Genomic DNA, 25,054 nt, shown 5'->3' on the forward strand with positions numbered 1-25,054 from the left:
AGGAGGCAGGCTGGGCGATATCATGCCGGGCTACGCCTTCAATTTGCTGCCATGCCAAAGATTCGACGCCTCGCCCTCCTCACCCTTGCCGCAGCGCTGAGCCTGACCGAAAGCCTTGCGGCACCGGCCGCCGGCACAACCAAGGAATGGTGTGCGGCTATCGGCGGGCGGCTGGGCAGCGTCCCGCCGGCACTGTGCCAGAAACTGCAACTCAGCCCGGCACCGGTTGTTTCCGCCAACCGCCACGCACTAATGTTTCGCGATGTGCCGCCCGCACCGCGCAAGCTGGCACAGGCCGGCAGCAAAACCGGCCGCCCGCTGCGCATTTTGCTGGTCGGCGGTATTCATGGCGATGAACTGACCTCGGCCTCGATTGCCTTCCGCTGGATGCAATGGCTGGACGAAAGCGAACCGGCCCAGTATCACTGGCGCGTCATTCCCGTCGCCAACCCGGACGGCCTGCTGAGCAGCCCGCCGCAGCGCACCAACGGACACGGCGTGGACCTCAACCGTAATTTCCCGACCCCGGACTGGGTGAAGGACGCGCACGCGTACTGGGACAAGAAAACCCGGCGCGACCCGCGCCGCTTCCCCGGCAAGGAAGCCAATTCCGAACCGGAAACCCGCTGGATGAACAGCCAGATCGAGAGCTTCAAGCCCGACCTGATCGTCAGCATCCACGCGCCCTTCGGCATTCTCGATTACGACGGCCCGGCGCGCCAGCCGCGCCGCTTCGGCAATCTCAACCTCAACCGCCTGGGCATTTACCCCGGCTCGCTGGGCAATTACGGTGGCGTGCATAAAAACATGCCGGTCATCACCATCGAACTGCCCAACGCTACCAGCATGCCGCCGTTGCGCGAGCAGCGCGAAATCTGGGAAGACATGCTGACCTGGATACGACGCAACCTGGCCAGCAAACAGCTTTCCTGAAACAAATCGCCGGGCGGCGCAGTTTTCAGGCGGCGCTATTTTTTCCCGGCTTTGCGATCCAGATCGCGCAGATGCGCCAGCTTCTCGCCGATCTTGCCTTCCAGGCCACGCGGCGTCGGTTCGTACCAGCCGGGTTCCGGCATGCCTTCCGGCAGATAGCTTTCTCCGGCAGCGTAAGCCTCCGGTTCGTCGTGGGCGTAGCGATAGGCGTGGCCGTAGCCGAGCTCCTTCATCAGCTTGGTCGGCGCATTGCGCAAATGCACCGGCACCGGCCGCGAACCATCCTTACCGACAAAGGCCCGCGCGGCGTTGTAGGCGTTGTAGCCAGCATTCGACTTGGCCGCCACGGCGAGGTAAATCACCGCCTGCCCCAGCGCCAGTTCGCCCTCCGGCGAACCGAGACGCTCATAGGTTGCCGCCGCATCGTTGGCGATCTGCATCGCCCGCGGGTCGGCCAGCCCGATATCTTCCCAGGCCATGCGCACGATGCGCCGGGCAAGATAACGCGGGTCGGCCCCGCCATCGAGCATACGGGTCAGCCAGTACAGCGCACCGTCCGGGCTGGAACCGCGCACTGACTTGTGCAGGGCGGAAATCTGGTCATAGAAAGCGTCGCCGCCCTTATCGAAACGGCGCAGGTTTTGCGCCATGGTTTCTTCGATAAATTGGCCGTCGACCGCAGCAAGGCCGGCGGTACGCGCCGCCGTGCGTACTTGCTCAAGCAGGTTGAGCAAACGCCGGGCATCGCCATCGGCCAGCCCGACCATGCGTTCGCGTGCTTCGCCATCGAAGCTCAGATCGGCCAGAGCCTTGGTGCAAGCGCGGTCGAACAGCAAGCCCATCTCGGCTTCACTCAAGGATTTCAGCACATAGACCGAAGCCCGTGACAGCAAAGCGGAATTGACTTCAAACGAGGGGTTTTCCGTCGTTGCGCCAATAAAAGTCAGCAAACCGGATTCAACAAAGGGCAAAAAGCCATCCTGCTGCGCCTTGTTGAAGCGGTGAATTTCATCGACAAACAGAATGGTCCGCTTGCCCTGCCCGCGCCATATTTCAGCCTGTGCAACCGCCTCGCGCACTTCCTTGATGCCGGAAAAAACCGCCGAAAGCGCAATGAATTCGCACTGGAACTGCGTTGCCATCATCCGCGCCAGCGTCGTCTTGCCCACCCCCGGCGGCCCCCAGAGAATCATCGAATGCGGCAAACCCGACTCAAACGCCAGACGCAAGGGCTTGCCCGGCCCGAGCAAGTGCTGCTGGCCGATCACATCATCCGGTGTTTGCGGCCGAAGCTGCTCGGCGAGCGGCTGGTTGAGCGTTGGATCGACGGCGGGGGAAAAAAGGTCTTCAGACATTGTTCTTTAAATGGTATCGAGCGGTGAAGTCACGCCGCGCCCTCCCTTGTTCAGCACATGCGTATAAATCATTGTGGTTGCCACGTCCGCATGCCCGAGCAATTCCTGCACGGTGCGGATATCGTAACCGGACTGCAGCAGATGCGTCGCGAAAGAATGGCGCAAGGTGTGCGGCGTCGCCAATTTGACCAGGCCGCTGGCCTGCACCGCCTTCTTCACCGCCCGCTGCAACGCTTTCTCATCAAGATGATGGCGGCGCTCCTCGCCGCTGCGCGGATCAAGCGAATAACCCAGAGCCGGGAAGACGTATTGCCATGACCATTCACTGGCCGCATGCGGATATTTTCTGTCAAGCGCATCCGGCATATAAACCGCCGCACGCCCCCGCGCGTAGTCGTCAAGATATAGCTGCCGGCGCCAACGCAAATGATCCTGTAGCGGCGGAATTAACGATTGCGGCAGCATCGTTACCCTGTCCTTCGCCCCCTTGCCATCGCGCACCACAACCTCGGCCCGTTCGAAATCAATATCCTTGACCCGCAGACGGACACACTCCATCAAACGCATGCCGGTGCCGTAAAGCAGGCGCACCATCAATCCGGGCAGACCACTCATGCGATCAAGCAACAGGCCGACTTCCTGACGCGTCAGCACCACCGGCAGGCGCTGCGGCTGCTTGGCCCGCACCACACCATCCAGCCACGGCAGATTAACCGCGAGCACCTCACGGTAAAGAAAAAGTAAGGCGGACAAGGCCTGATTCTGCGTCGACGCTGCCACCCGCCCCTCCACAGCAAGATGCGTCAGAAAGGCCTCGACCTCCTTAACGCCCATCTCACGGGGATGCCGTTTGTGATGAAAAAGGATGAAACGGCGTATCCATTGAACATATTGCGTTTCGGTTCGAATGCTGTAATGCTTCACGCGCAATCGTTCACGCACCAAATCCAACAACTTGGGCGCCTGTGGTGTAGAAACCTTTTCTCCAGTCATAACACTCACTCAACGAACCAAACAAATCATGATGTTAGCATCAAAAATTTCTTCATATACACCACCATGGCATGAAGTAGGCACCTGCCAAGGTGCCTACTGAACGTTAGGCAGCAAGGTTGAGCCCTCTTTCCATCATCTCGCTTGCGGCAATTGGCGTTATTGCCATCGCAAACATTCGTGTTTCTGCGCTGGTAATCAAATGCCCAATGTTTTCGTCATTCCAGAAGGTTGCGCAGTGTTTAATCGTCTGGCTCGTTCCGTTGCTTGGGGTTGTTGGTATTTGGGCTTTCGTTCGTAGTCAGTACAACTGGGCCAAATACGATACCCGTGCATTTCCAGAGGATTCCGAAAAAATGGTACTCGTCGAGCTAGACAAATCTGAGCATGGTGCATCTGGCGTTGTAGGTGAAACATATGGCGACTGAAAAAACCATGCCTAACACTGCGGTCAAGGCCGCTCCCTCCGGTCGCTGGACGCTGCGCGAAAAAGCGCCGCGCAGCGCCCCTTACCTACAACGTTAGAAGGTTCCGGTTTCTCATGTCACTTCGCTTCCCGTCGCTTGCTCTTGGCTCCGTGCCGGTTTTGGCCTGTCGGCTCAGCGTTTTCGGCGTTGCTACGGTCAACCGGAAATTTCAGCCAAATTCAAAATCCTCCGGTTTGGGGGCTTTCCCGACTGCTCGGCATTTTCCGTTTGCCACCGGCGGTCGCGGCTGCCAGCCGTTCGCTTGCGTCACCGCTTTCCCGGCAAACCCTTCTAACACTGCGGTCAAGGCCGCTCCCTCCGGTCGCTGGACGCTGCGCGATAAAGCGCCGCGCAGCGCCCCTTACCTCCAACGTTAGGTTGCTTGAAGCATGTCGCTGACTCATCGCCCTGTCGCCGAGGAAGACATTCAACTCATTTGCGGCTTTCCGCAAAGCGAAGACGAGCTGTTCTTCTTGTTCCCAAAGGCAATATTCCCACTGGCTGCATCGCAGTTGCAGGAGGCAATCGCGCAGCGTTCAGATTCAACGGTCGTGGAACTTGGTGGTGAAGTTGTCGCCTTCGCCAACTTCTACCGCTGGGAAGCTGGTGGGTGTTGCTCCATTGGAAACGTCATCGTTTCCCCGGCAGCCCGTGGGCGCGGTGTGGCCCGCTATCTCATCGAAAGTATGATTTGCATCGCTTTCTCGAAGCATCAGGCCACCGAGGTAACTGTGTCGTGTTTCAATAAAAACGTTGCCGGCCTGCTGCTATATCCGAAGCTTGGGTTTCAGCCTTATGGCATTGAGGAACGGCAAGACAAGAGAGCAAATCGAGTTGCGCTTATTCATATGCGTTTGCCGCGAAACGCAACCTAACATGGCGCTCAACCTCGCTCCCTTTGGTCGCTGGACGCTGCGCGATAAAGCCGCGCAGCGCCGGTTAGCTCTACGTTAGGCATTGCATATGGCGACATCTCAAGCCACGATGGATTTTCTGCTAGACCAGCTTGCAGGTTTAGCCAATGTGAGCACGAAGAAAATGTTTGGCGAGTATTGCCTTTACTTAGCTGGCAAACCCGTTGCTTTGGTCTGCGATGACCAGTTGTATCTCAAACCAACGAGTGCAGGCCGAGGCATGGTGGAACAAGTAATCGAAGGTGCCCCATATCCTGGTGCAAAACCTCATCTGCTCATCACCGCCGACCTCTGGGAAGATCGAGACTGGCTCAATCAATTAATTCAGGCTACAGGCAATGAACTTCCGCTACTGAAGCCAAAAAAGAAAAATGCCTAACATCCCGTTCCAGAGGGACGCTACGCCGGCAAGCCGGCTCCGCGCCCCTGAACTTTCACGTTAGAGCTATCTAGTCCTATGTTCACTTTCAAGACTGCAATGGTGTTCTGGCTGATGGTCGCATCGGTGCCGCTGGTTACAAGTCTTGTCTATTTCCGCGCTTCGCCGGCTACTGAGTCGCTCGCCCAACGCATTGCCGTTTCACTGCATGGTGCAGCCGTTTCCGTCCTCTGCGTCGGCGCCATTTTGGTTGGCATGATCGGTTCTCCTCGCCCGGAATTTGGAGAGATATTCCGTCTTCTTCTGGTTGCGCCTGTTGCACTCATCGCCTATTCCTTCTGGCATTTTCATGGCAGAAGGGCAGTTCATCTTCTTCAAAGTATCAATCTGCTTTGGCTTGCTTTTGCCTTTCTTCTTGGCGGCATGGCTGTTACAGGCGTTTGGCTGTGACCGCTCTAACATGGCGCTCAACCCCGCTCCCTTCGGTCGCTGGACGCTGCGCGATAAAGCCGCGCAGCGCCGGTTAGCTCTACGTTAGGTTTCGTCATGATGATGCCGCCAAAGAGCTTGGTCAGATCGGGAATCAAATTTCTTGTGCTTGGCTGCTTCGCAATGCTTTGGGGGTGGTTTTTCTCGTCATCCAAACCATTGGTCAGCTTTGCCAACTACGGCATTGCGTTCGTAGCGTTTGGTGTCGGCATTAACGACATCGTTAAGGCCATCAACAATAAAAATGGCTCCGACACTCATCAAACCTAACACTACGCTCAACCCCGCTCCCTGCGGTCGCTGGACGCTGCGCGATAAAGCCGCGCAGCGCCGGTTAGCTTCACGTTAGAACGCTCCGTCTTTTATGGTGATCAAGCTTCTCTCGCCTCTTTTTAGCAGCGTACAGGGTTTGCCAATCCGGCTCGGTGTCCCGTCGCTTGCTCTTGGCGTCGTGCTTGTTTTGGCTTGTCGGCTCAGCGTTTTGGGCGCTGCTACGGTCAACCGGAAATTTCAACGAAATTCAAAAGCCCTGGGTTTTGGGTTATTTCCGACTGCCCAGTACTTTCCGTTTGCCACCAGCGGTCTCGGCTGCCAGCAGTTCGCTTGCGCCGCCGCTTTCCCGGCAAATCCTTCTAACCCTGCGCTCAACCCGACCGCCCTGACGGGCGTCGGGTTAGCTCCACGTTAGGCAGCAAGGTTGAGCCCTCTTTCCATCATCTCGCTTGCGGCAATTGGCGTTATTGCCATCGCAAACATTCGTGTTTCTGCGCTGGTAATCAAATGCCCAATGTTTTCGTCATTCCAGAAGGTTGCGCAGTGTTTAATCGTCTGGCTCGTTCCGTTGCTTGGGGTTGTTGGTATTTGGGCTTTCGTTCGTAGTCAGTACAACTGGGCCAAATACGATACCCGTGCATTTCCAGAGGATTCCGAAAAAATGGTACTCGTCGAGCTAGACAAATCTGAGCATGGTGCATCTGGCGTTGTAGGTGAAACATATGGCGACTGAAAAAACCATGCCTAACACTGCGGTCAAGGCCGCTCCCTCCGGTCGCTGGACGCTGCGCGAAAAAGCGCCGCGCAGCGCCCCTTACCTACAACGTTAGCCTCTTTACATCTCTTCTACCGGCATGAAAAAACAAACACTACTCGGGATTCTTGGAACCTTAGTTCTAGGGGCGCTAGGTTCTGGCTTATGGGAGCTAATCAAGCCAGGGTTTTCATTCCTGGGTTCGACAGCACTTACAGTCATATCACTTGGTTTTGACAGTGTCGTAAACGACATTTACAGCAGAGTTGGGCGAGCAAACCTACCATCCACCTGGATTAAATCCACTGCACTCTTAATTCTTGGCGTTATGTTTTATGTCATGACCGCCATGCGTTCAGTAAGAGCTAATACGGCGCCGAATACCAACCAAGCAACAGTAAGCCGCTATCTGATTGGCTCTCTAGTTTTCGCTCTATTTGGAGCGTTCATAGTAGTCGGTGCAGGAAGGCATGCATATGTCGCCAAAACCCGAGGGCATTTCGACTATTTGGTTCGCGCCAGTGCCCCCTATCTCAGTCCGGAGCAGCGTTTATCTATCGACTCTCGGCTAGCTTTAGTGACAAACCGGGCAGATTACGAGGCATTAGTCGTAGAGCTAAAGCAATGCCTAAAAGATAACAAGGTAGCTATTGCTGACGACAGTGAGTTCTAAAACGGCTAACAATCCGGTCAAGGCCGCTCCCTTCGGTCGCTGGACGCTGCGCGATAAAGCGCCGCGCAGTGCCCCTTACCTACAACGTTGGGCGTCATGAAGCGAATCTCTATCGTCTTCACGCTTGAGGCACTTCTATGCGGTGGCCCCATTACTGCGGCGGCTCTATATGCTCTGCCTTGGCTGGTGCTGGGGCCGCTTATGATGTTCAGCCAGTCTCCCCTTGCGGCTACAAAGTCAGCACTATGGCTCGTTGGTTGCCTGCTTGCGCTCCTCGCGTTCTGGCGTTTGGCTCTTTCAACCATAACGAATCGGAAATTCGCGTTTAGCTTCGTATTTTGGCTTGGGGTAGTAGGTGCGGGTTTTGCGCTCTCTGAGGTTTCTAGTTGGGCAGATGGCCCACTGTTTTCAGCTGCTTATATTGCACCAGCCATCTGCGCTCTCCATTTCATTTACCTACAGTACCGCAGGTCATAGCAATGACGCCCAACCCTTCAATCAACCGGACCTGCGCGAGAAGCCGCGCAGTCCGGTTATTTCCACGTTAGGCCTCGACAATGCTTCACCTTAGATGGTCGCTAATCGGAATCGGGATTGCCATCACCCTATTGCTACTCACCGAATACCTAATCAATACAGTTCCAGCGGCTACTGCGTTGCGTCTAAAAAGCATCCCCGCCTTCGTGGCCCTTGCCTCATTCATCATGGTGTATTCGGTTTACGGGTACAAGGTGCGCCCAAAAATCACCATCGGGCTGGCTACGTTCGTTGGTGGTTTGGTGCTGCTTGCCGTTATTGGTATTCCGCTCTGGTTTTTGGTTGGCTGTGCGTCCGGACCGGTTTGCATATGATTCGGCAGCCTAACATCACAGTCAAGGCGCAGCCTTCGGCCACTGGGACGTCCCGCAAGCGGGCCGCCCCTTATCCGCACAACCCCACCTGAGCCACTCACCATGTTCCAGCAACGAACCTTCAAGTTTTTTGCATCACTGATCGGGCTGTTTCTACTGCTGGCCTCACCGGGGCTGATCTGGCCCGGCTATCTCGATTCACCGCTCGGTCTGGCGCTGGCGATTCCGTATCTATCGATTTACCTGTTTCACCAGATCGGGATACCCGGTTTACTCCAGAATAACGGGGCCTGCGGTTGGGGATGGTGTGCGCCGACTGGTTTCGGCTGGATGTTTCTCGTGACTTTCTGGCTTTTGATAACGTGGTTGCTGGCCTGGGGCTTATCCAGCCTGAGCCGGCCTGCAGGTGAATCAGATCAGGCGAACTGCCCGGCGACCCAGCCGGATGACCAGGCCCACTGAAAGTTGTAGCCACCCAGCCAGCCGGTAACGTCGACCACTTCGCCGATGAAGTAGAGGCCGGGGGCGGCCTTGGCTTCCATGGTTTTTGACGAGAGTGCTGCGGTCGACACACCGCCAAGGGTCACTTCAGCCTTGGCGAAACCGAGCGTGCCGGACGGCATCAACGGCCAGGCGTTGAGGGTTCTGGCGACGGCATCGAGATCGCGCTTCGATAGTTCACTGATCGGCCGGGTCTGGAATTTTTCTCCCCCCTGCAGCAGACACCATTCCTGCGCGAAGCGGCGCGGCAGGTGTTCGGCCAGCAGATTGGGCAGATGAATGCGTCCCTGACGGTGCTCGGCCAGCCATGCAGCGGCATCGAGGCCGGGCAGCAGGTTGATTTCGACCGGCAGCTTCTTGCCCCCGCCGTACTCCTGCATTTGCCAGTAGCTCGACACCTGCAGGATGGCTGGGCCGGAAAGGCCGCGATGGGTGATCAGCACGTTCTCGCGGAAGGCGGCATCTTCGAAGCAGGCAGTGGCATCGAGCGTCGCGCCGGCCATCGGTTTGAGCGGAGCCAGCAGTTCCGGCCCGAGCGCCAACGGGACAAGCGCCGGTTTGGGAGCAACGACCGGAATGCCGAATTGCTCGGCCAGCTTGTAGCCAAAGGGACTGGCGCCGATCTGCGGGATAGCCAGTCCGCCCGTGGCGACGACCAGCGACTGGCAGGAGAAAGTCCCGCTTGCCGTGCGCAGGGTGTAACGCTTGTGTTCGACATCCGGGTGGTGCTCGACGCCGTGCACCGCGCAGTCAAGCACCCAGCGCACTTGTACGGCATCGCAGGCATCGCGCAGCATGTCGATGATCTCGACCGCCGAATCGTCGCAGAACAACTGGCCGTGTTCGCGTTCGTGATACGGGATTCGCCGCTTTTCGATCATCGCAATGAAGTCGTACTGGCTGAAGCGAGCCAGCGCCGAGCGGCAGAAATGTGGGTTTTGCGACAGGTAGTTGTCGGCGCTGACCGTGCGGTTGGTAAAGTTGCAACGTCCGCCGCCGGAAATGCGGATGCGCTCGCCGATTTTGGCCGCGTGATCGACCAGCAAGACCCGCCTTCCCCGCGCCCCGGCCTGGGCCGCGCACATCATGCCGGCCGCGCCGGAACCGATGATGATGACGTCGAAATGCATGGGGAAATCCGATCAGAAACAGGCGCACAGGGCCAAAGAGGCGATGATTTTAACATTCGGGCCGGTGCCGGATTTGACCGGCAGTAGCGAAAGCTGCGATTCTCCGGGCTTCTCCCTGTCGCCAAACGTGCTGCCGCCATGAAATTTGCCTACACCATTGTTTATGTCCCGGATGTTGCCGCTTCACTCGCTTTTTTCGAGACGGCTTTCGGGTTCAGTCGCCGCTTTCTGCACGAATCAGGCAGCTACGGCGAACTGCAGAGCGGCGAAACGACGCTTTCGTTTGCCGCGCATGAGCTCGGCGACATGAACTTTCCCGGTGGGCATGTCCGGGCTGATACCTCGGCAAAGCCGCTCGGCATGGAGTTGGCCTTCGTCAGCGACGATGTGGCCGCCGCCCATCGTCGGGCCGTTGCCGCGGGTGCACTTGAACTGTCGGCGCCCCAGGAAAAACCGTGGGGACAAACGGTGTCTTACGTGCGCTGCCCGGATGGCACGCTGGTCGAACTCTGTTCCCCCATAGCTCCGGCCTGAGTCGGGTGCCGGATGTCGGTCAATACTGATATTCGCCAGATGCGCGCTGCCGATCTGCCAGCCGTCATGGCGATACAGGCGCAAGCCTATCCGCCGGCGATGAATGAGGCTGAAAGCGTTTTTTCGCAGCGCCTGCAAGTTTCACCCGATTATTGCTGGGTGGCCGAAGACCGGAAAGGGCTGGCCGGCTACCTGTTCTGCTATCGCTCGCAGCACGGCAAAATCACGGCGCTTGGTGCCGGGTTTACGCCATCAGAGACAGGTGATTGCCTGTACCTGCACGATCTGGCGATTGCCCGGCAGGCGCGAGGAAGCGGCGTGGCCGGGCAGTTGATCAAGCAGGCACTGGCGGCGGGTCAGTCAATGAAACTTCGCCACGCCGCGCTGGTTTCGGTCCAGGGCGCACAGCCGTTCTGGGCAAAGCACGGTTTCAGGCCTGCTGCGGTCGACGACCCGAAACAGGCCAAAAATCTGAGCAGCTATCCACCGCCCGCCAGCTACATGAGCCAGCCACTCGCGGCATGACCGGGTTGCCGGCCACCGCGATGCTGCGTGGCGGCAACCGCCGGATTACTCGCCGACGACATCAACCCCGGCGGGCGGGGTGAATTTGAAGGTGCCAGCGGACAGAGCCGGATTGCGCTCGACCTTGCTGAAGCGAATCAGCGTCGTCTGGCCGAAGCTGTCCTGCAATTCCATGGCTTTCAGGTCGCTGCTGGCAAAGCCCAGCCGAACCTTGTCAAAGCCGCTGTCGCCGTTTTTCGGTGTCGCTTCCAGCCAAAGCATGCCTTCGGCTTCGCCGGCTTCCTTCAGCGTGAAATTCTTTTCCAGATCGTTGTTGCCGGAGAGCAATGCTGCCGGCGAACCGCTAATCGCCTGGCCGGCCTTGCGCACGGTGACTTGCTGCAATTCGGGATCGTAAATCCAGATTTTGTCGCCATCGCCGACCACCAGTTGCGGGTAGGGTTTGACGATTTCCCAGCGCAGCTTGCCGGGCCGGGAAATGGCGACCAGACCCGACGACTGCTGCGGCTTGCGGCCATTCTTGCCGATCACCGTCTGGGCAAACTCAGCTTTCAGCGTACGTGTGTTCTGCAGGAACTGGTGCAACTGATCCAGCGCACCAGCTTCGGCCAGCAGCGGGAAAATGGCAATTGCTGCGGTCAACAGCGTTTTTTGGACAAATTTCATTCGGTTTCCTTGCGGGCCAGCACTTCACGGCCGCCACGACCATCCATCGACGAGACCAGCCCGGCTTTTTCCATCGCCTCGATCAGGCGTGCCGAGCGGTTGTAACCAATACGCAGATGGCGCTGGACGAGGGAAATCGAGGCACGTTTGTTCTTGAGCACGATATCGACCGCCTGGTCGTAAAGCGGGTCGGCCTCGGCATCGTTACTGCCTTCTCCACCTTCGCCGCCACCTTCGTCATCACCGCCGGAACCGTTGAGGATGTCCTCGATGTATTCCGGCGCACCGGTTGCCTTGAGGTGTTCGACGACGCGATGCACTTCGTCATCGGAAACGAAGGCGCCATGCACGCGTGTCGGATAACCGGTGCCGGGTGCGAGATACAACATGTCGCCCTGACCAAGCAGCGCCTCAGCGCCCATCTGGTCGAGGATGGTGCGTGAGTCGATCTTGCTGGAAACCTGGAAGGACAAACGGGTCGGGATGTTGGCCTTGATCAGGCCGGTAATGACATCGACTGACGGACGCTGCGTCGCCAGCACGAGGTGAATGCCGGAAGCGCGTGCCTTCTGGGCGAGACGGGCAATCTGCTCTTCGACCTTCTTGCCGACGACCATCATCAGGTCGGCCAGTTCGTCGATGATGACGACGATGAACGGCATGGTCTGCAGTGGCTCCGGGGTTTCCGGGGTCAGCGTCAGCGGGTTCGGGATGTGCTCGCCACGCTTCTCGGCATCCTTGATCTTGGTATTCAGGCCAGCGATGTTGCGCACGCCCATGGCCGACATCAGCTTGTAGCGCTTCTCCATTTCGGTCACGCACCAGTGCAGCGCGTTGGCCGCCTGCTTCATGTCGGTGACGACCGGCGCCAAGAGGTGCGGAATGCCCTCGTAGATCGACAGTTCGAGCATCTTGGGGTCGACCATGATCAGGCGCACCTGATCCGGCTCGGCCTTGTAGAGCATGGACAAAATCATCGCATTGACGCCGACCGACTTGCCGGAACCGGTCGTACCGGCGACCAGCAGGTGGGGCGTCTTGGCCAGATCGGCGACCACCGGCAAACCGCCGATATCCTTGCCGAGGCAGACGGTCAGCGGACTGCTCATGTCGTTGTACGGCTTACTGGAGATGATCTCGGACAACTTGACCGTCTGCCGCTTGGGGTTGGGCAGTTCGAGCGCCATGCACGACTTGCCGGGCACCGTTTCAACGACGCGGATCGACACCATGGCCAACGCACGGGCCAGATCGCGCGCCAGATTAACAATCTGCGCGCCCTTGACGCCGACCGCCGGTTCGATTTCGTAGCGGGTGATGACCGGGCCGGGCATCGCCGCCAGCACTTTGACCTGGACGCCAAAATCGGCCAGCTTGCGCTCGATCAGGCGTGAGGTGTATTCCAGCGTTTCCGGGCTGACCGTTTCGGTCGGCGGCGGTGCCGGATCAAGCAAGTGCAGCGGTGGCAATTGGCCGCCAATGATCGCCTCGGGGAAGAGTGCCACCTGTTTTTCGCGCTCAAGGCGGGCTTCCGCCTTTTTCGAGACCGGGACTTCGACCGGGGCCGGTGTTTCGATGATGATCGGATCGTGCAGCTCGACGCGGCGCTTTTCTTCCTCGACGACCACTTCGCGCTGCTGGGCGACTTCCTTGCCGATCTGGCGATCGCGCCAGGTATCGACCCGGCCATAGAAGAAACCGATGAAAGTTTCCAGCCCGGCACCCAGCCGTTCAAAAGCCCATAACCACGACATGCCGGAAAAAGCACTCCAGCCGACCGCAAGGCAAGCCAGCAAAAGCAGGGTTGATCCGGTAAAACCCATTTGCGACTCAAGCACACGGCTCATCTCAAGCCCGAGCATGCCGCCCGGGCTCAACGGCAATTCCAGTCGGGCCGAATAGAAGCGCAAGGCTTCCAGTGACGAACTGGCCAGCAGCAGGAAGACAAAGCCGAGCAGCGCGATGTACAGCGGATGGCGCTCCTCGCCATCCTGCGCGTTGATGTGGCGAACGCCCCACCAGACAAACATGCCGAGCAGGACAATCCACCACCAGGCGGAAAATCCGAAAATGTAGAGCATCAGGTCCGAAATCCACGCCCCTGCACGACCGGCCGGATTGTGAATGGTGTTCGCCATGACCGTATGCGACCAGCCCGGATCTTCCTTGCTGAATCCCCACAGGGCCATGCCAAGAAACAGGGCAATGGCGCCCAGGCCCAGCCAGCGGGACTCTTGTAGCAGGCCACCGATCTTGTCCGGCAAGGGGCTCGGTGCATTGCGATTGCGGTCAGAACTGCGGACACCCATGCTCAAGCCTCCTCGTAAGTCGAACAAGGCACGCCAAACCGCCCGATTCCGTCGTATCCGACGCCAAGTTCACCTGTCATTCCAACCATATCCTGCTTCGCTACCTGTCTGAAGGATTGCCACACCGCTCTCCCTGGCCGGGAATGGCATGACAAATCCGGGAAAAATGAAACTTCCGGCATCGACACACCGGAAAACATGAACGCTTTGCCCTCAACCTCGCAACTCATTCTGAAATTTATCATCGACACAAATCAGTTTCCGTTCATGGAGTTACGCGATGATTATAAACCTCTTTCCCATACTCAACGGGAACTCGGGGAAATTCAAGGCCTCTGAGGAGGCTATAATTTTCCGATCAATCACCCAAGAGGATCATCATGTCCCAGCCCAGCCGCCACTGCCCCCTTATCATTCTCGGTTCCGGCCCTGCCGGTTATACCGCTGCGGTCTACGCCGCCCGCGCCAATCTCAAACCTGTCCTGATCACCGGCATGGCCCAAGGCGGCCAACTGATGACGACGACCGAGGTCGACAACTGGCCGGCCGATGCCGATGGTGTGCAAGGCCCTGAACTGATGGCCCGCTTCGAAGCCCACGCCCGCCGCTTCGAAACCGAAATGATCTTCGACCACATCCACACCGCCAAGCTGACTGAAAAGCCGTTCACGCTGATCGGCGACAGCGGCACCTATACCTGCGACGCACTGATCATCGCAACCGGCGCCTCGGCTCAATACCTTGGCCTGCCGTCCGAAGAAAAATTCTCCGGCAAGGGTGTTTCGGCCTGCGCCACCTGCGATGGCTTCTTCTATCGCAACAAGCCGGTTGCCGTCGTCGGCGGCGGCAATACGGCCGTCGAGGAAGCACTTTACCTGGCCAATATCGCCAGCCATGTCACGGTTATTCACCGCCGCGAAAAGTTCAAAGCTGAAAAAATCATGCAGGACAAGCTGTTCGAAAAGGAAAAGGCCGGCAAGGTCACGATCCTGTGGAACAGCACCCTTGATGAAGTACTGGGCGATGACTCAGGCGTGACCGGCCTGCGCGTCAAGAATGTGCAGAATGGCGCAGCGCAGGATATCGATGTGCATGGCGTTTTCATCGCCATCGGTCACAAGCCGAACACCGACATTTTCGAGGGCCAGCTTGAAATGGAAGGTGGCTACCTGGTGACCGAAATGGGCCGCAAGGGCAATGCGACGCAGACCAGCATCAAGGGCGTTTTTGCCGCTGGCGATGTTCAGGACCACGTCTATCGTCAGGCTTGCACCTCGGCCGGTACCGGCTGCATGGCGGCACTCGATGCCGAGCGTTACCTGGACCAGCTGAACTGATTTTTCGGGGGAGACTTGATCGACCCCGACGACCTCGCGGCCTTTCGGGCCGCAGTTGCCGATGCCCGGCCACTGCCCCGGACGGACCGCGTGCAACATCGCACACCCCTGCCGCCTCCCCGCCCCTTGCAACACCTGGCGGACGAACAAGCCGCACTGCATGAAAGCCTGCATGGCCAGATTGGCTTGCAGGACCGCCTCGAAGGTGGAGACGAACCGATTTACCTGCGCAACGGCATTGCCCACAGCGTCTTGAAGGATTTGCGCCGCGGGCGCTGGGTCTTGCAGGCTGAAATTGACCTGCATGGATTGAATCGCGACGAAGCCCGCTCAGCCTTGGGCGTCTTTCTGGCTGAATGCAACCGGCACGGCACCCGGTGCGTGCGCGTCATCCACGGCAAAGGCTACGGCTCGCCCGGGCGCGATGCGGTGTTGCGTCGCCTGGTGCGTGGCTGGCTGATGCAGAAAATCGAAGTTCTGGCCTACTGTCAGGCCAAACCGCAGGATGGCGGCGAAGGTGCCGTCATCGTTCTGCTCAAGACCCAAAGAAAAATGGCCAACCTGAGGGGTTGACCGCAGCACGGCAGGCATGCCGGCTACTTCTTGTACAAATCACCTTCATCCAGCGTTGCCCAGCCGGTTCCGGAGGCGGCTTTCTTGCCGGAGTGACTGTCATAAACAGACGACAGGTGAAAAAGCTCGACGGCAATTTCCGGAGGAAAACCCTTGCGATCCGGCCGATCAGAAACGATCAGGCCGGAAAGATACGCGTCGAATGCTGGCGTTCCCCATAATTTGACGAGATTCGACAGAATCCGTGGAAACTGCTTTTCCAGCTGGACGGGATAGGCCTTGTAATCAGTTCCCAGAAAATCGAGCAAACGATCCCTGAGATCGAGAATATCGTATTCGTCCTGATTGGCCATCCGCGATTAAATCGCTGATTCGTTCATTTCACCGGTGCGAATGCGGACGATCTGCTCAACCGGCGTGACGAAAATCTTGCCGTCACCGATCTTGCCGGTGCGGGCAGCCTTGATGATTGCATCGATGGCGGCTTCGGTCGTTTCGGTGGCAACGACGATTTCGATCTTGATCTTGGGCAGGAAATCGACGACATACTCGGCACCGCGATACAGCTCGGTATGGCCCTTCTGGCGGCCGAACCCCTTGACTTCGGTCACGGTCAGGCCGGTGATACCGACTTCGGACAGCGCTTCGCGCACTTCGTCGAGCTTGAACGGCTTGATGATGGCTTCAATTTTTTTCATGGTTCGTGTCCTCAGGATTCAGTTTCTTAAAATTCGTCTTGGTAGCGGTTGGTTATAGGATACCGCCAATCCTTGCCGAAACCGCGCGGCGTTATTCGAATGCCGACCGGCGACTGGCGCCGCTTGTATTCGGCGATGCGCAACAGGCGAACAACGCGCCGTACATCGGCCTCAGGCAGGCCGGCCGCGATGATCTCGCGCGGGCTGCGATCTTCTTCCATGTAGGCGCGAACGATGGCATCGAGCACTTCGTACGGCGGCAGCGAATCCTGATCGGTCTGATCCGGCTTCAACTCGGCCGACGGCGGCCGGACGATGATGTTTTCCGGGATGACCGGCTCGCCCTGGCACAAGGTGTTGCGATAGACCGACAGGCGGTAGACCAGGGTCTTGTAAACATCCTTGATGACCGCGAAGCCACCGGCCATGTCGCCATAGAGCGTGCAGTAGCCAACGGCCATTTCCGACTTGTTGCCGGTCGTCAGGACCAGTTTTCCGGTCTTGTTGGAAAGCGCCATCAGGATATTGCCGCGAATCCGTGCCTGGATATTCTCTTCGGTCGTATCGGCCGGCAGGCCGGCGAACAAAGGATCGAGCATCGCGGCGTAAGTCTGCATCGCCGGCTCGATGGCAATTTCGTTATAGCTGCAACCTAGTTGGCGGATCATCTCGCGCGAATCGTCAAGACTCATCTGCGCCGTGTAGGGCGACGGCATCATCACCGCGTGCACCTTGTCGGCCCCCAGCGCGTCGACCGCGACACACAAGGTCAGGGCTGAGTCGATACCGCCCGAAAGACCGATGATCGCACCCTTGAAACCGCTCTTGCCGATGTAGTCGCGCACGCCGAGCACCAAGGCTTGATAAGCCTCGGCTTCGAGCGACAACTCTGTCGCCTGATCGGTGGAATGCAACTTGCCGGCAGCGTAATCGACGATACCCAGCGCTTCGACAAACTGGCCGAGACGCATCCGGCACTGGCCGGCTGCGTCAAGCGCAAAGGAAGCGCCGTCGAAAACCAACTCATCCTGACCGCCGACCAGGTTGCAGTAAATCGCCGGGATACCGGTCGCTGCAACGCGATCGCCGAGTACCTGGGCGCGCTGGCTGTGTTTGTCGAGATGGCATGGTGAGGCATTGAGGACGAGGAGCAGTTCGGCACCGGCAGCGTGAGCCATTTCGGCCGCGCCGGATTCCCAGATGTCGGCACAGATGTTGATGCCGCAACGTACGCCGGCAATGCTGACGACGCAGGCATCGGTGCCGGCATCGAAATAGCGCTTCTCGTCGAACACTTCGTAATTGGGCAGGCGAACCTTGCGGTAGACCGCCTTTTTCAGGCCATTTTCAATGACCGTGGCCGCATTGTAGCGGCGACCTTCGCTCTCTTCCGGGTGGCCGATGACCAGGGCAATACCCTCGACACGGCTAGCTAGGTCATCCAGTGCCTGATTGCAGGCCCGGTAGAAATCCGGGCGCAGCAACAGGTCTTCCGGCGGGTAGCCGCACAACGCCAGTTCCGGCGTGAGCAGCACCTGGGCGCCCCGGGCCTTTGCCTCGGTGGCGCACTTTACGATACGTTCGACGTTGCCCGTCAGGTCACCGACGGTGGCGTTGAACTGGGCAACGGCGATACGCAGCATAAGTTTCCGTCAGTATTACTTGGCTTCAGCCTGGTAACGGGCAACGCCGTCCATGACTTCCTTGCGGGCAGCTTCGATGCCTTCCCAGCCCTTGACCTTGACCCACTTGCCTTTTTCGAGATCCTTGTAGTGCTCGAAGAAATGGGAAATCTGGTCGCGCAGGATCTGCGGAATGTCCTCGAAGGACTTGGCATCCTTGTACAGCGGGGTCAGCTTGTCGACCGGCACGGCCAGCAGCTTGGCGTCCTGGCCACCTTCGTCTTCCATGGCCAGCATGCCGAGCGGACGGCAGCGGACAACAACGCCCGGCGGCAGGCCGAACGGGGTGACAACCAGCACGTCAACCGGATCACCGTCGCCGGCGATGGTGTTGTTGATGTAGCCGTAGTTGCACGGATAGTGCATGGCGGTACCCATAAAACGGTCAACGAAGATCGCGCCGGATTCCTTGTCGACTTCGTACTTAACGGGGTCGGAATGGGCCGTGATTTCGATAATCACGTTGAAATCATCGGGAAGGGACTTGCCGGAAGAAACGTTATTAAGGGCCATCTTTTATCTCTCTGCGTTTAGGTTTTGAGAACTTGCAATTATAACGCCGTGCTACGCCGGATCAGCGCCAGGCGGCGAGAAACTCCTGCCAGTGGGGCGCGCCGATTTTGGCCAGGTGCGCCTTGACGAATTCGCCTTCGGCGATTTCCTCTTCCGCTGTCAGTTCACCGCGCAAACGGCGAAAACGGTTATAGACCAGATAGGTATTGATCACATCGGTTTCGCAGTAATCGCGAATATCCGCAGCCTTGCCGCCTTGCCAGGCTTCCCAGACCTTGCCACCATCCATCCCGAGCTTGCCGGGAAAACCGAAGAGCTTGGCCAGATCGTCGAGCGGCGCGTTGGCGCGGGCATTGTAAAGGGCAAGCAGGTCCATCAAGTCAAGATGGCGCGTGTGGTAGCGGCTGATGTAGTTGTTCCACTTGAAGTCGCGGCTGTCGGCGTAATCGCCGTCACCCATGTCCCAGTAGCGCGGCGCTGAAACGCCATGCAGCATGCCGCGGTAGTGCAGCACCGGCAGGTCGAAACCGCTGCCGTTCCAGGAAACGATCTGGGGCGTGAATTTCTCGATGCCGTCGAAGAAACGCTGGATGATCTCGCCTTCGCCATGCGCCGGCTCTGACAGCGACCAGACTTTCAGCCCTTCACTGGTGCGCAGCGCGCAGGAAATGGTAACGATGCGTTGCAGGTGCAACTGCAGGAAATCATTGCCGGTCTTGGCTCGGCGCTGCTGGTAGGCAAGTTCGGCAACCTCGTCATCGGAAAGCTCGCCCGGCAGGTCATTGAGCCGACGAAAACCGGCGACATCGGGAATCGTCTCGATGTCAAAAACGAGAACCGGCTTCATGCCGGGAAAACACCCGTCGACAGGTAACGATCGCCCCGGTCGCAAATGATGCTGACGATGACGGCGTTTTCGAGCGTTTGCGACAGACGCAAGGCTACGGCCAGCGCACCGCCGGAGGAAATCCCGGCAAAGATACCCTCTTCCATGGCCAGACGGCGCGTCATCGCCTCGGCATCAGCCTGGCTAACGTATTCGATGCGGTCGACGTTGGTTTTATCGTAAATCTTGGGCAGGTAAGCTTCCGGCCATTTGCGGATACCGGGAATCTGGCTGCCCTCTTCCGGCTGGCAGCCAACAATCTGGATCGCCTTGTTCTGCGCCTTCAGGTAAGCCGAGGTGCCCATGATCGTGCCGGTCGTTCCCATGCTGGAAACAAAGTGCGTCACCTTGCCAGCCGTATCGCGCCAGATTTCCGGGCCGGTGCCTTCGAAGTGGGCGAGCGGGTTATCCGGATTGCCGAACTGGTCGAGGATGATGCCCTTGCCTTCATCGCGCATTTTCTCGGCCACGTCGCGCGCCAGCTCCATACCGCCATCTTTCGGCGTCAGGACCAGATCGGCACCGAAGGCGCGCATGCTCTGGCGACGTTCGACGCTCTGGTTTTCCGGCATGACGAGGATCATCTTGTAACCCTTCATCGCCGCTGCCATGGCCAGCGCAATGCCGGTGTTGCCGGAGGTTGCCTCGATCAGCGTATCGCCCGGCTTGATGTCGCCACGTGCTTCGGCACGCACGATCATCGACAGCGCCGGCCGGTCCTTGACCGAACCCGCCGGATTATTGCCTTCCAGCTTGGCCAGGATGACATTGCCGCGCCGATCATTCTCGGCACCGGGAATACGTACCAGACGAACCAGCGGCGTATTGCCGACGAAATCCTGCAGCGTCTTATACATTTTTATGGAGCCATTCGATGTACTGGCCGACGCCTTCTTCGACCGTCGCCATCGGTGCTTCGTAACCGGCAGCGCGCAAACGGGTCAGATCGCCCTGGGTAAAAGCCTGATACTTGCCTTTCAATGCTTCCGGGAAAGCGGTGTATTCGAGCAGGCCTTGCGTACGCAGCTGGTCAAGCGTCAGCGCCTCTTCGTTTTTGGCCTTGCGGCAGCCGTTGACCGCAGCAACCGCAACATCGTTGAAGCTTTGCGCCCGACCGGAGCCGAGATTGAAAATGCCCGATTTATCCGGGTTATCGAGGAAGAACAGATTGACCTTGGCGACATCGCCGACAAAGACGAAGTCACGCATCTGGCCACCATTCTCATAGCCGTGCGAACCTTCGAACAATTTCACCTTGCCGTCGGCCTTGAACTGGTTGTAGTTGTGGAAGGCGACCGAAGCCATGCGTCCCTTGTGCGTTTCACGCGGACCGTAAACGTTGAAATAACGGAAACCGACGATCTGCGATGAAGGCTCCTTGGCCAGACGTTGGCGCACGACCTGGTCGAAGAGGAACTTGGAATAACCATAAACGTTGAGCGGGCCTTCGTACTGGCGCTCTTCCTTGAAGACATTGCTGCCGCCGTAAGTTGCTGCGCTTGAGGCGTAGAGGAACTGGACGTCCTGATCCTGGCACCAGTCGAGCAGAATGAGGGAGTAACGGTAGTTGTTCTCCATCATGTAGCGCCCGTCGGTTTCCATCGTGTCCGAGCAAGCACCCTCGTGGAAAATGGCTTCGATTTCGCCGTCGTAGTGGCCGGCCTGGATGCGCTCGATGAAATCGTGCTTGTCGAGGTAATCGGCAATTTCACAATCGATCAGGTTCTTGAACTTGTCGGCCTTGGTCAGGTTGTCGACCGCGATGATCTTGGTCACGCCGCGCTCATTGAGCGCCTTGACGATATTGGAACCGATAAAGCCGGCAGCGCCGGTAACGACGATATACATGTTTATTCCTTACAGAGCGGCAGCGAGTTCTTCGCGAGTCACAACAGCCGTACCCAGCTTGCCGACCACAATACCGGCAGCCACATTGGCCGTACGAATGGCTTCGGCCCAACCGGCACCAGCAGCGAGCATGACAGCCAGCGTGGCGATGACAGTATCGCCAGCACCGGAAACATCGAACACTTCACGGGCCTGAGCCGGCTGGTGGTGAATTTCATCGGCCGCAAACAGGGTCATCCCCTCTTCGCTGCGCGTCACCAGCAAGGCTTCGAGGCCGAGATCGGTGCGAAGTTTCTGCGATTTGGCAACCAGTTCTTTTTCCGAACCCCAGCGCCCGACGACTTCGCGCAGTTCCGAGCGATTCGGCGTAATCACCGTGGCACCGGCGTACTTGGCGTAATCATCGCCCTTCGGATCGACCAGCACCGGCTTGCCGGCGGCACGCGCCAGCCGGATCATTTCCGTAATGTGCGTCAGGCCGCCCTTGCCGTAATCCGACAGGATGACGACGTCGGATTCGGCGACGCGCTTTCCGAACTCGGCCAGCTTGGCCTGGAGAATTTCGTGCGATGGCGCGGTTTCGAAATCGATTCGCAGCAACTGCTGCTGACGGCCGATGACGCGCAACTTGACGGTGGTATCGATTTCGCGGTCGACATGCAAACCGGCATCGATTTGACCGTCGGCCAGCAGACGCGACAAGGTGCGACCTGCATCATCGTCGCCGACAACCGACAGCAAGGCCGTCCGGGCGCCGACAGCGGCGGCATTGCGCGCCACGTTGGCGGCACCGCCAAGGCGCTCTTCGATGCGCTCGACCTTGACCACCGGCACCGGCGCTTCCGGCGAAATGCGGCTGACGTCGCCAAACCAGTAACGGTCGAGCATCACATCACCGACCACGAGCAGGCGAACCTGGGCAACTTTATCCAGCATGCGGCTTACCGTCCGATGGCGAAGTACTCGATCCCGGAATCCCGGACGAACTTCGGATCGTAAAGATTACGGCCGTCGAAAATCACCGGATTCTTCAGGCTCTGCTTGATGGCGTCGAAATCCGGGCTACGGAATTCCTTCCATTCGGTCACGATGACCAGCGCGTCGGCTTTATCCAGTGCGCCCATCGGATTTTCAGCATATTTCAGGCGAGCCTCGTCACCGAAAATACGCTGCGTTTCATGCATGGCGACCGGATCGTAAGCCGTCACCGTCGCACCGGCGGCAAACAGGTCGGCGATCAACTCACGGCTCGGCGCATCGCGCATATCGTCGGTATTGGGCTTGAAGGACAGACCCCACAAGGCGAAATGCTTGCCCTTGAGATCGGTACCGAAACGGGCCGTGATTTTCTTGCTCAGCACATGCTTCTGCAGATCGTTGGCTTCTTCGACGGCAGTCAGCACCTTGAGTTCGATATTGGCATCGTCGGCAGCGGTCTTGATCAGCGCCTTGACATCCTTCGGGAAGCAGGAGCCGCCGTAGCCACAACCGGGATACAGGAAGTGGTAGCCGATGCGCGGGTCAGAACCAATGCCCTGGCGGACCATTTCAATGTCGGCGCCGAGCACTTCAGCCAGATTGGCCAGTTCGTTCATGAAGCTGATGCGCGTGGCCAGCATGGCGTTGGCGGCGTATTTGATCAGCTCGGCGCTCTTCACGTCGGTAATGATCAGGCGCTCATGGTTACGCTGGAACGGCGCATAGAGTGCGCGCATCAGATGAATGGCCTGTTCTTCCTCGGCGCCGACGACAATGCGGTCCGGCCGCATGAAGTCTTCGACGGCCGCGCCTTCCTTGAGGAATTCCGGATTGGAAACGACGCTGTAGGGGATGTTGACCGCACGCTTGGCCAATTCATCGGCAATTGCCGCCTTGACCTTTTCGCCAGTACCGACCGGCACGGTGCTCTTATCGACGATCACTTTGTAATCGGTCATCGTGCGACCGATGCTGCGCGCTGCAGCCAGCACATATTTCAGATCGGCCGAACCATCTTCATCAGGCGGCGTGCCCACGGCAATGAACTGGATGGTGCCATGCTGGACAGCCTTCTCAACATCGGTCGTGAAGTGCAGGCGACCCGCGGCTACATTGCGGCGAACCATTTCCTGCAAGCCCGGTTCATAAATCGGGATACCGCCCTCTTCGAGAATGCGGATCTTTTCCGGATCAAGATCGAGACAAAGAACATCATTGCCTACTTCTGCCAGGCAGGTACCACTGACCAGGCCAACATAGCCTGTACCGACGACGGTAATTTTCATGAATGCTTCCTACAATGTTTGATCGAATTCTTCACTGCGCCGTGGCGGGTAGGTTTCCCAACCACCGCAGGCCGGGCAACGCCAGTAGAACTGGCGGGCTTTAAAGCCGCAATTATCGCACCGATAACGCGACAGGCGCTTGGTATAGCCTTGAATGATGGTCCGCGCCAACTCGACATCAGGGCGTACTTCTGGTGAAACGAGCGGCAAACGTGCCCCCATCAGTTTCTCCAGGCCCAGCAGTGTTGGATTGCGCTGCAGTTCGGCGCGCACCATGCGATAAGCCGCCTCGCTACCCTCGCCCTCCAGGATCAGCTGATAGACAACTTCCATCAAATCGAGCGAGGGATAGCGTTCGAGATAACCGCTGAGCAGGGCGATACCCTCTTCGCGACGCTCAAGCTTGCGGTAAGTATCGAGCAAACGCTGCGAAACAAGGGCGAGATAGGCTGGATCCTGCTGCTCGATACGCTGCCAGGCATCGATCGCCTCTTCCGGCTTGCCTTCCTGCAACAACAGGTCGCCCTGCAACAGACTGGCACGAACGCATTTACGGTTTTGCTGCATCGCCGTATCAAGATACTCGCGCGCCGAGTCTGGTTTTGAGCGCATGATTTCGTTTGCCGCCAACTCGCAGTAATACTCGGCAATTTCGCGCTGCGAGGCGACATCGGGCAATTCGCGCGCGATGTCGATGGCCTTCAGCCACTCTTTTTCGACTTGATAAATTTCCAGCAGATTGCGCTTGGCATCTTCCTCGTAGGTTGTACCAATCATCTTGTTGAAAATTTCCTCGGCACGATCAAGCAAACCTGCCTTGAGGTAGTCCTGACCCAACTCGGAAAGTGCGTGCAGCCTGACAGCGTCGCTCAAATCGAGTCGGTCGATCAGATTCTGGTGCATGCGGATGGCGCGCTCGGTTTCACCACGCCGGCGAAACAGGTTACCCAGTGCAAAGTGCAACTCGACGGTCTGGGAGTCAACCTTGGCGACCTCAAGGAAGGAGTCAATCGCCTTGTCGGGCTGCTCATTGAGCAGGAAATTCAAACCCTGAAAATAGGAGCGCGGCAAGGCACGCGATTCGTGCACAACCTGACGCATATCGACCCGTGCTGCAGCCCAACCCAGACCAAAGAACAAAGGGATCAGCAGGAGTTGCCAGTATTCGAAAAAATCGTTCATAAATTAGGCGGTAGCTCCGGCAAAACGACCGGAGATGGCTTGTCGGCAGACTGCTTGAGGCGGGAAATTTCGCGTCGCTGGCGGTAGATGACACCGAGTACGGAGAGCAGGCCGAGAATGGCCCCACCGGCGAAGAAGACCAGCAGGATAATGACCAGCGGTGCCTGCCAGACCTGCCCAGACAGGAAATTCAGACTTACCGGATCGGTATTCTGGAACGCAAAAACGACCAGAAATGAAAACAGGGTGAGCCGTATGGCCCAGTTCAGAACTGTCATGGCATTCAAATAAAAAGGGGCAGTGAAATCATTCACCGCCCCGAATC

At 58.2% G+C, this 25,054-nt stretch carries 29 protein-coding genes; 12 read left to right on the top strand and 17 right to left on the bottom strand.

The genetic code is table 11. From position 1 onward, the window contains the following. The first annotated feature begins 51 nt into the window (after window positions 1-51). On the top strand, window positions 52-933 hold the full coding sequence (locus GBK02_RS12325; RefSeq protein ID WP_203466944.1) for a M14 family zinc carboxypeptidase: 882 nt from the start codon (window positions 52-54) through the stop codon (window positions 931-933). A gap of 35 nt (window positions 934-968) precedes the next feature. Here GBK02_RS12325 and GBK02_RS12330 read toward each other — a convergent pair whose 3' ends face one another. Together GBK02_RS12330 and GBK02_RS12335 are read right to left on the bottom strand one after the other, a co-directional pair. Beyond that, a complete protein-coding gene (locus tag GBK02_RS12330; RefSeq protein WP_203466945.1) occupies window positions 969-2,288 on the bottom strand; it encodes a replication-associated recombination protein A in 1,320 nt (439 codons plus the stop codon). A gap of 6 nt (window positions 2,289-2,294) precedes the next feature. After that, the gene (locus GBK02_RS12335; protein WP_203466946.1) at window positions 2,295-3,281 is read right to left on the bottom strand and encodes an integron integrase; all 987 of its coding nucleotides are present in this window, start codon (window positions 3,279-3,281) and stop codon (window positions 2,295-2,297) included. A gap of 119 nt (window positions 3,282-3,400) precedes the next feature. Between GBK02_RS12335 and GBK02_RS12340 the strand changes: the two genes are divergently transcribed. The 4 genes from GBK02_RS12340 to GBK02_RS12355 all read left to right on the top strand — a co-directional run bounded on the left by GBK02_RS12340 (window position 3,401) and on the right by GBK02_RS12355 (window position 5,491). Continuing rightward, window positions 3,401-3,709 (top strand): hypothetical protein, encoded by a 309-nt coding sequence (locus GBK02_RS12340; protein WP_203466947.1) that lies wholly within the window; start codon window positions 3,401-3,403, stop codon window positions 3,707-3,709. A 428-nt stretch (window positions 3,710-4,137) separates the two neighbouring features. Beyond that, a complete protein-coding gene (locus GBK02_RS12345; RefSeq protein ID WP_203466948.1) occupies window positions 4,138-4,623 on the top strand; it encodes a GNAT family N-acetyltransferase in 486 nt (161 codons plus the stop codon). Window positions 4,624-4,711: 88 nt separating this feature from the next. After that, a complete protein-coding gene (locus tag GBK02_RS12350; RefSeq protein ID WP_088887009.1) occupies window positions 4,712-5,041 on the top strand; it encodes a TfoX/Sxy family protein in 330 nt (109 codons plus the stop codon). Between the two features lie 78 nt (window positions 5,042-5,119). Further along, window positions 5,120-5,491, top strand: coding sequence for a hypothetical protein (locus GBK02_RS12355; RefSeq protein WP_203466949.1), 372 nt, complete (start codon window positions 5,120-5,122; stop codon window positions 5,489-5,491). Between the two features lie 17 nt (window positions 5,492-5,508). Here GBK02_RS12355 and GBK02_RS12360 read toward each other — a convergent pair whose 3' ends face one another. Beyond that, window positions 5,509-5,706: a hypothetical protein gene (locus GBK02_RS12360; protein ID WP_203466950.1), complete on the bottom strand. Its 198-nt coding sequence runs from the start codon at window positions 5,704-5,706 to the stop codon at window positions 5,509-5,511. A gap of 521 nt (window positions 5,707-6,227) precedes the next feature. On the opposite strand from GBK02_RS12360, the gene GBK02_RS12365 reads away from it, so the two are divergent. From GBK02_RS12365 to GBK02_RS12375, 3 genes are all read left to right on the top strand, one after another. Continuing rightward, on the top strand, window positions 6,228-6,536 hold the full coding sequence (locus tag GBK02_RS12365) for a hypothetical protein (RefSeq protein WP_203466947.1): 309 nt from the start codon (window positions 6,228-6,230) through the stop codon (window positions 6,534-6,536). A gap of 121 nt (window positions 6,537-6,657) precedes the next feature. Next, window positions 6,658-7,230, top strand: coding sequence for a hypothetical protein (locus tag GBK02_RS12370; protein WP_203466951.1), 573 nt, complete (start codon window positions 6,658-6,660; stop codon window positions 7,228-7,230). A gap of 953 nt (window positions 7,231-8,183) precedes the next feature. Then, window positions 8,184-8,543: a hypothetical protein gene (locus GBK02_RS12375; RefSeq protein WP_203466952.1), complete on the top strand. Its 360-nt coding sequence runs from the start codon at window positions 8,184-8,186 to the stop codon at window positions 8,541-8,543. Here GBK02_RS12375 and GBK02_RS12380 read toward each other — a convergent pair. Next, on the bottom strand, window positions 8,498-9,712 hold the full coding sequence (locus GBK02_RS12380) for an NAD(P)/FAD-dependent oxidoreductase (RefSeq protein WP_203466953.1): 1,215 nt from the start codon (window positions 9,710-9,712) through the stop codon (window positions 8,498-8,500). The genes GBK02_RS12375 and GBK02_RS12380 overlap by 46 nt on opposite strands. A gap of 138 nt (window positions 9,713-9,850) precedes the next feature. Here GBK02_RS12380 and GBK02_RS12385 point away from each other — a divergent pair, with 138 nt between their 5' ends. Then, the gene (locus tag GBK02_RS12385) at window positions 9,851-10,246 is read left to right on the top strand and encodes a VOC family protein (RefSeq protein ID WP_203466954.1); all 396 of its coding nucleotides are present in this window, start codon (window positions 9,851-9,853) and stop codon (window positions 10,244-10,246) included. Between the two features lie 12 nt (window positions 10,247-10,258). Continuing rightward, entirely contained in the window at window positions 10,259-10,771 is a 513-nt protein-coding gene (locus GBK02_RS12390) for a GNAT family N-acetyltransferase (RefSeq protein WP_203466955.1), read from the top strand. Window positions 10,772-10,816: 45 nt separating this feature from the next. Here the strand turns inward: GBK02_RS12390 and lolA are convergent, their stop codons facing one another. Further along, window positions 10,817-11,437: an outer membrane lipoprotein chaperone LolA gene (gene lolA / locus GBK02_RS12395; RefSeq protein WP_203466956.1), complete on the bottom strand. Its 621-nt coding sequence runs from the start codon at window positions 11,435-11,437 to the stop codon at window positions 10,817-10,819. Next, complete coding sequence (locus GBK02_RS12400) at window positions 11,434-13,746, bottom strand: DNA translocase FtsK (protein ID WP_203466957.1); 2,313 nt, start codon at window positions 13,744-13,746, stop codon at window positions 11,434-11,436. Before GBK02_RS12400 ends, lolA begins: the two co-directional genes overlap by 4 nt. Window positions 13,747-14,126: 380 nt before the next feature. Here GBK02_RS12400 and trxB point away from each other — a divergent pair, with 380 nt between their 5' ends. Both trxB and GBK02_RS12410 read left to right on the top strand, forming a co-directional pair. Beyond that, complete coding sequence (trxB, locus tag GBK02_RS12405) at window positions 14,127-15,083, top strand: thioredoxin-disulfide reductase (RefSeq protein WP_203466958.1); 957 nt, start codon at window positions 14,127-14,129, stop codon at window positions 15,081-15,083. Window positions 15,084-15,098: 15 nt separating this feature from the next. Beyond that, window positions 15,099-15,656: a Smr/MutS family protein gene (locus GBK02_RS12410; RefSeq protein ID WP_203466959.1), complete on the top strand. Its 558-nt coding sequence runs from the start codon at window positions 15,099-15,101 to the stop codon at window positions 15,654-15,656. Window positions 15,657-15,679: 23 nt separating this feature from the next. Here GBK02_RS12410 and GBK02_RS12415 read toward each other — a convergent pair whose 3' ends face one another. From GBK02_RS12415 to GBK02_RS12465, 11 genes are all read right to left on the bottom strand, one after another. Beyond that, the gene (locus tag GBK02_RS12415; RefSeq protein ID WP_203466960.1) at window positions 15,680-16,009 is read right to left on the bottom strand and encodes a hypothetical protein; all 330 of its coding nucleotides are present in this window, start codon (window positions 16,007-16,009) and stop codon (window positions 15,680-15,682) included. Window positions 16,010-16,015: 6 nt separating this feature from the next. Continuing rightward, a complete protein-coding gene (locus GBK02_RS12420) occupies window positions 16,016-16,354 on the bottom strand; it encodes a P-II family nitrogen regulator (protein WP_203466961.1) in 339 nt (112 codons plus the stop codon). Between the two features lie 26 nt (window positions 16,355-16,380). Beyond that, a complete protein-coding gene (locus GBK02_RS12425) occupies window positions 16,381-17,997 on the bottom strand; it encodes an NAD+ synthase (protein WP_203466962.1) in 1,617 nt (538 codons plus the stop codon). Window positions 17,998-18,012: 15 nt separating this feature from the next. Next, window positions 18,013-18,549, bottom strand: a complete 537-nt coding sequence (gene ppa, locus GBK02_RS12430) for an inorganic diphosphatase (RefSeq protein ID WP_203466963.1) — start codon at window positions 18,547-18,549, stop codon at window positions 18,013-18,015. 61 nt (window positions 18,550-18,610) lie between these two features. Beyond that, window positions 18,611-19,396, bottom strand: a complete 786-nt coding sequence (locus GBK02_RS12435; protein WP_203466964.1) for a 3'-5' exonuclease — start codon at window positions 19,394-19,396, stop codon at window positions 18,611-18,613. Beyond that, the gene (gene cysM, locus GBK02_RS12440; protein ID WP_203466965.1) at window positions 19,393-20,292 is read right to left on the bottom strand and encodes a cysteine synthase CysM; all 900 of its coding nucleotides are present in this window, start codon (window positions 20,290-20,292) and stop codon (window positions 19,393-19,395) included. The genes GBK02_RS12435 and cysM overlap by 4 nt, the downstream gene beginning before the upstream one ends. Further along, on the bottom strand, window positions 20,285-21,283 hold the full coding sequence (gene rfaD / locus GBK02_RS12445) for an ADP-glyceromanno-heptose 6-epimerase (RefSeq protein WP_203466966.1): 999 nt from the start codon (window positions 21,281-21,283) through the stop codon (window positions 20,285-20,287). Before rfaD ends, cysM begins: the two co-directional genes overlap by 8 nt. A gap of 9 nt (window positions 21,284-21,292) precedes the next feature. Continuing rightward, complete coding sequence (gene rfaE1, locus GBK02_RS12450; RefSeq protein WP_203466967.1) at window positions 21,293-22,219, bottom strand: D-glycero-beta-D-manno-heptose-7-phosphate kinase; 927 nt, start codon at window positions 22,217-22,219, stop codon at window positions 21,293-21,295. 5 nt (window positions 22,220-22,224) lie between these two features. Then, a complete protein-coding gene (locus GBK02_RS12455; RefSeq protein WP_203466968.1) occupies window positions 22,225-23,547 on the bottom strand; it encodes a UDP-glucose/GDP-mannose dehydrogenase family protein in 1,323 nt (440 codons plus the stop codon). A gap of 9 nt (window positions 23,548-23,556) precedes the next feature. After that, window positions 23,557-24,729 (bottom strand): lipopolysaccharide assembly protein LapB, encoded by a 1,173-nt coding sequence (gene lapB / locus GBK02_RS12460; RefSeq protein ID WP_203466969.1) that lies wholly within the window; start codon window positions 24,727-24,729, stop codon window positions 23,557-23,559. After that, complete coding sequence (locus tag GBK02_RS12465) at window positions 24,726-25,007, bottom strand: lipopolysaccharide assembly LapA domain-containing protein (RefSeq protein WP_239003013.1); 282 nt, start codon at window positions 25,005-25,007, stop codon at window positions 24,726-24,728. Before GBK02_RS12465 ends, lapB begins: the two co-directional genes overlap by 4 nt. Window positions 25,008-25,054: the final 47 nt, after the last annotated feature.

It is taken from the genome of Dechloromonas sp. TW-R-39-2 (genome assembly GCF_016864195.1).
Lineage (GTDB): Bacteria > Pseudomonadota > Gammaproteobacteria > Burkholderiales > Rhodocyclaceae > Azonexus.

What these genes read in the sequence shown, in the direction of transcription:
- GBK02_RS12325 (WP_203466944.1), top strand. Translation starts at nt 52, where the DNA reads ATGCCAAAGATTCGACGCCTCGCCCTCCTCACCCTTGCCGCAGCGCTG.
- GBK02_RS12330 (WP_203466945.1), bottom strand. Translation starts at nt 2,288, where the DNA reads ATGTCTGAAGACCTTTTTTCCCCCGCCGTCGATCCAACGCTCAACCAG.
- GBK02_RS12335 (WP_203466946.1), bottom strand. Translation starts at nt 3,281, where the DNA reads ATGACTGGAGAAAAGGTTTCTACACCACAGGCGCCCAAGTTGTTGGAT.
- GBK02_RS12345 (WP_203466948.1), top strand. Translation starts at nt 4,138, where the DNA reads ATGTCGCTGACTCATCGCCCTGTCGCCGAGGAAGACATTCAACTCATT.
- GBK02_RS12350 (WP_088887009.1), top strand. Translation starts at nt 4,712, where the DNA reads ATGGCGACATCTCAAGCCACGATGGATTTTCTGCTAGACCAGCTTGCA.
- GBK02_RS12355 (WP_203466949.1), top strand. Translation starts at nt 5,120, where the DNA reads ATGTTCACTTTCAAGACTGCAATGGTGTTCTGGCTGATGGTCGCATCG.
- GBK02_RS12370 (WP_203466951.1), top strand. Translation starts at nt 6,658, where the DNA reads ATGAAAAAACAAACACTACTCGGGATTCTTGGAACCTTAGTTCTAGGG.
- GBK02_RS12375 (WP_203466952.1), top strand. Translation starts at nt 8,184, where the DNA reads ATGTTCCAGCAACGAACCTTCAAGTTTTTTGCATCACTGATCGGGCTG.
- GBK02_RS12380 (WP_203466953.1), bottom strand. Translation starts at nt 9,712, where the DNA reads ATGCATTTCGACGTCATCATCATCGGTTCCGGCGCGGCCGGCATGATG.
- GBK02_RS12385 (WP_203466954.1), top strand. Translation starts at nt 9,851, where the DNA reads ATGAAATTTGCCTACACCATTGTTTATGTCCCGGATGTTGCCGCTTCA.
- GBK02_RS12390 (WP_203466955.1), top strand. Translation starts at nt 10,259, where the DNA reads ATGTCGGTCAATACTGATATTCGCCAGATGCGCGCTGCCGATCTGCCA.
- lolA (WP_203466956.1), bottom strand. Translation starts at nt 11,437, where the DNA reads ATGAAATTTGTCCAAAAAACGCTGTTGACCGCAGCAATTGCCATTTTC.
- GBK02_RS12400 (WP_203466957.1), bottom strand. Translation starts at nt 13,746, where the DNA reads ATGGGTGTCCGCAGTTCTGACCGCAATCGCAATGCACCGAGCCCCTTG.
- trxB (WP_203466958.1), top strand. Translation starts at nt 14,127, where the DNA reads ATGTCCCAGCCCAGCCGCCACTGCCCCCTTATCATTCTCGGTTCCGGC.
- GBK02_RS12415 (WP_203466960.1), bottom strand. Translation starts at nt 16,009, where the DNA reads ATGGCCAATCAGGACGAATACGATATTCTCGATCTCAGGGATCGTTTG.
- GBK02_RS12420 (WP_203466961.1), bottom strand. Translation starts at nt 16,354, where the DNA reads ATGAAAAAAATTGAAGCCATCATCAAGCCGTTCAAGCTCGACGAAGTG.
- GBK02_RS12425 (WP_203466962.1), bottom strand. Translation starts at nt 17,997, where the DNA reads ATGCTGCGTATCGCCGTTGCCCAGTTCAACGCCACCGTCGGTGACCTG.
- ppa (WP_203466963.1), bottom strand. Translation starts at nt 18,549, where the DNA reads ATGGCCCTTAATAACGTTTCTTCCGGCAAGTCCCTTCCCGATGATTTC.
- GBK02_RS12435 (WP_203466964.1), bottom strand. Translation starts at nt 19,396, where the DNA reads ATGAAGCCGGTTCTCGTTTTTGACATCGAGACGATTCCCGATGTCGCC.
- cysM (WP_203466965.1), bottom strand. Translation starts at nt 20,292, where the DNA reads ATGTATAAGACGCTGCAGGATTTCGTCGGCAATACGCCGCTGGTTCGT.
- rfaD (WP_203466966.1), bottom strand. Translation starts at nt 21,283, where the DNA reads ATGTATATCGTCGTTACCGGCGCTGCCGGCTTTATCGGTTCCAATATC.
- rfaE1 (WP_203466967.1), bottom strand. Translation starts at nt 22,219, where the DNA reads ATGCTGGATAAAGTTGCCCAGGTTCGCCTGCTCGTGGTCGGTGATGTG.
- GBK02_RS12455 (WP_203466968.1), bottom strand. Translation starts at nt 23,547, where the DNA reads ATGAAAATTACCGTCGTCGGTACAGGCTATGTTGGCCTGGTCAGTGGT.
- lapB (WP_203466969.1), bottom strand. Translation starts at nt 24,729, where the DNA reads ATGAACGATTTTTTCGAATACTGGCAACTCCTGCTGATCCCTTTGTTC.
- GBK02_RS12465 (WP_239003013.1), bottom strand. Translation starts at nt 25,007, where the DNA reads ATGACAGTTCTGAACTGGGCCATACGGCTCACCCTGTTTTCATTTCTG.